The 2,967-nt window shown below is 70.8% G+C and carries 3 protein-coding genes; all 3 read right to left on the reverse strand.

The window, feature by feature from the left end; translation table 11 throughout:
- Positions 1–623: hypothetical protein (locus VJN29_RS12890; protein WP_324144032.1), on the reverse strand; the 623-nt coding region annotated here is incomplete at its 3' end.
- A gap of 170 nt (positions 624–793) precedes the next feature.
- Positions 794–2,140 (reverse strand): PhoH family protein, encoded by a 1,347-nt coding sequence (locus VJN29_RS12895; RefSeq protein ID WP_324144034.1) that lies wholly within the window; start codon positions 2,138–2,140, stop codon positions 794–796.
- A gap of 184 nt (positions 2,141–2,324) precedes the next feature.
- Positions 2,325–2,967, reverse strand: a 643-nt coding sequence (uppS, locus tag VJN29_RS12900; protein ID WP_324144035.1) for a polyprenyl diphosphate synthase, incomplete at its 5' end; no start/stop codon positions are given.

Here is a 2,967-nt window from a genome sequence, read left to right on the forward strand (position 1 = left end):
TTGGTGCGCCAGTCGCTGCCCATCGTCGCCATCTTGTCCGCGGGCAGGGACTGGGGGATGCCGTACGCGCCGGAGGATGGGTTCGCGACCCACCACCGCCAGTCGCTCTCACCGATCCACAGCTGGTCGAGGCAGGGCCACTGGGCCTGGCTGTACCCGAACTCCGGTAGGAGCATCCGGGCGACGGCCTTGGGGTCCTCCTGCGCGTTCGCGATGATGCGCCGGCGCTGGGCCTCCTCGGCCGCCTTCTCGGCTGCTGCCTTCCGGGCCTTGGCGCGCGACGCCGCCCGGGCCTTCTCCACCTCGGCACTGCGGGCCGCCGCGATGGCGCGCTGGGCGTTCGTCGCGCTGCGGTCGGCCGCGACGCGGGCCGCGTCCTCCTGCTCGGTCTTGATCTCCTCCGTCGACGTGCTGGAGGTCGTCCCGTCGACCGCGAAGGTGAGGGTGTCGGCGTTCGCCGTCCCGCTGGTCACGGTCGCCGCGACGCCGCCGGTGGAGAGAACGGCGGCCGCGGCGCCGGCGAGCACGACCGGCTGCCGGAGTGCCGAACCTGCCGACCGCGCAAGACCCGAGGACCGCGGGGCGGCATGGCGGGGTGCGTGGCGAGGGGTGTAACGGGCCATCGACAGGCAGAGAACCTCTCCGGGCAGTGCAGTGACGAGGGGGTCGCCGCGCCAGACGCGGCGTTACCGAATCGAGACGAACTGTAGCGGCCGGTCCAGCGAGTCCGGAAATGTCCTGTTCAGGACAGGCTCAGGTGCGAGAACGTCATCGGCGCAGGTCGAGACCACGCTCAGACCTCGATGCCTTCGAGGAGATCGGTCACGAGTGCGGCAATGGGGCTGCGCTCGGAACGAGTCAGGGTGACGTGGGCGAAGAGCGGATGCCCCTTGAGGGCCTCGACGACCGCCACGACACCGTCGTGACGCCCGACGCGCAGGTTGTCGCGCTGGGCGACGTCGTGCGTGAGGACGACCCGCGAGTTCTGCCCGATCCGCGACAGCACCGTGAGGAGCACGTTGCGCTCCAGGCTCTGCGCCTCGTCGACGATGACGAACGCGTCGTGCAGCGAGCGACCGCGGATGTGGGTGAGCGGGAGCACCTCGAGCATGCCGCGGTCCAGGATCTCCTCGACCACCTCGCGGGAGACGACGGCGGAGAGCGTGTCGAAGACCGCCTGGCCCCACGGGTTCATCTTCTCCGCCTCGGACCCGGGGAGGTAGCCGAGCTCCTGGCCGCCCACGGCGTAGAGCGGCCGGAAGACCACCACCTTGCGCTGCTGGCGGCGTTCCATGACCGCTTCGATGCCGGCGCACAGCGCGAGGGCGGACTTCCCCGTCCCGGCCCGGCCCCCCATGCTCACGATCCCGATGTCGGGGTCCAGGAGGAGGTCGAGGGCGATCCGCTGCTCGGCGCTGCGACCATGCAGGCCGAACGCGTCGCGGTCCCCTCGCACGAGGCGCACCTGCTTGTCCGGGCCGACGCGGCCGAGGCCCGAACCGCGCGGCGACATGAGCTTGAGCCCGGTGTGGCAGGGCAGCTCGGCCGCGACGGGGTTCTCCAGGCGCCCGTGCTCGTAGAGATGATCCATCTCCTCGACGGTCACCTCGAGCTCGTCCATGCCCGTCCAGCCGGACTCGACGGCCAGCTCCGCCCGGTACTCCTCCGCCTCGAGACCGCAGGCGGACGCCTTGACCCGCATCGGGAGGTCCTTGCTGACGATCGTCACGCGCCGACCCTCGTTGGCGAGGTTGCGCGCGACCGCGAGGATCCGGGTGTCGTTGTCGCCGAGGCGGAAACCGGCGGGGAGGGACGTGGGATCGGTGTGGTTGAGCTCGACGCGCAGGGTGCCGCCGTCGCTTCCCACCGGGACGGGGGCGTCGAGCCGGCCCGCCTTGATCCGCAGGTCGTCGAGCATCCGCAACGCGGTTCGGGCGAAGTAGCCGAGCTCGGGGTGGTGGCGTTTGGCCTCGAGCTCGGTGACGACGACGACGGGCAGGACGACCTCGTGCTCCTTGAACCGGGCGATGGCCCGCGGGTCGGAGAGCAGGACCGAGGTGTCGAGCACGTAGGTGTGTCGTGGCCCCTCCGCCCGCCCTTCCGCCCGTCCTGCCGGTGCCGGTCGCGTGCTCGAAGCCATGGCTACTCCTCGATGAGGGAGATCGGTGGTCTCGACGCTACGACGACGACGGAGCGAGCCGGCGTAGCCAGCCCCGCGTGTCGGTCCGTCGCCTGCCGATCCAGGCCGGGTGAGCCTGCTGTGACTGCGGTGGTTGACTGCCGTGGTGTGACTGCCGTGACTCGGCGAGATCCCGCGCCCCTGCTCAGGAGCCGAACCGACGCTGCCGCTCACCGAAGGCGCGCAGCGCCCGGAGGAAGTCGACCTTGCGGAAGTCGGGCCAGTACGCCTCGCAGAAGTAGAACTCGCTGTGCGCGCTCTGCCACAGGAGAAAGCCTCCGAGGCGCTGTTCCCCCGACGTGCGGATGACGAGGTCCGGGTCCGGTTGACCCTTCGTGTAGAGGTGCTCGGCGATGTGCTCCACATCGATGACCTCGGCGAGCTGCTCGATGCTCGTGCCTCGCGAGGCGTGCTCCTGGAGGAGCGAGCGCACGGCATCCGCGATCTCGCGCCGGCCGCCGTAGCCCACGGCGACGTTGACGAGCATGCCCTTGACGTCACGGGTCCGGTCATCGGCGGCCTTGAGGCGGCTGGCGGTCGCGGCGGGCAGCAGGTCGAGCGCACCGACGGGGTGGATGCGCCAACGATGGGTGTCCGCCAAGGTGTCCACGGCTCGCTCGATGATGCCGAGCAGCGGGCGAAGCTCACCCTCCGGACGGTTGAGGTTGTCGGTCGAGAGCAGCCAGAGCGTGACGACCTCGACCCCGACCTCGTCGCACCAGGACAGGAGGTTGGCGATGTTGTCGGCGCCGGCCTGGTGGCCCTCGCTGGTGCCGGCGCCCCGGGCA

The sequence above is a fragment of the Intrasporangium sp. genome, from assembly GCF_035280925.1.
Classification (GTDB): domain Bacteria; phylum Actinomycetota; class Actinomycetes; order Actinomycetales; family Dermatophilaceae; genus Intrasporangium.

What these genes read in the sequence shown, in the direction of transcription:
- VJN29_RS12895 (WP_324144034.1), bottom strand. Translation starts at nt 2,140, where the DNA reads ATGGCTTCGAGCACGCGACCGGCACCGGCAGGACGGGCGGAAGGGCGG.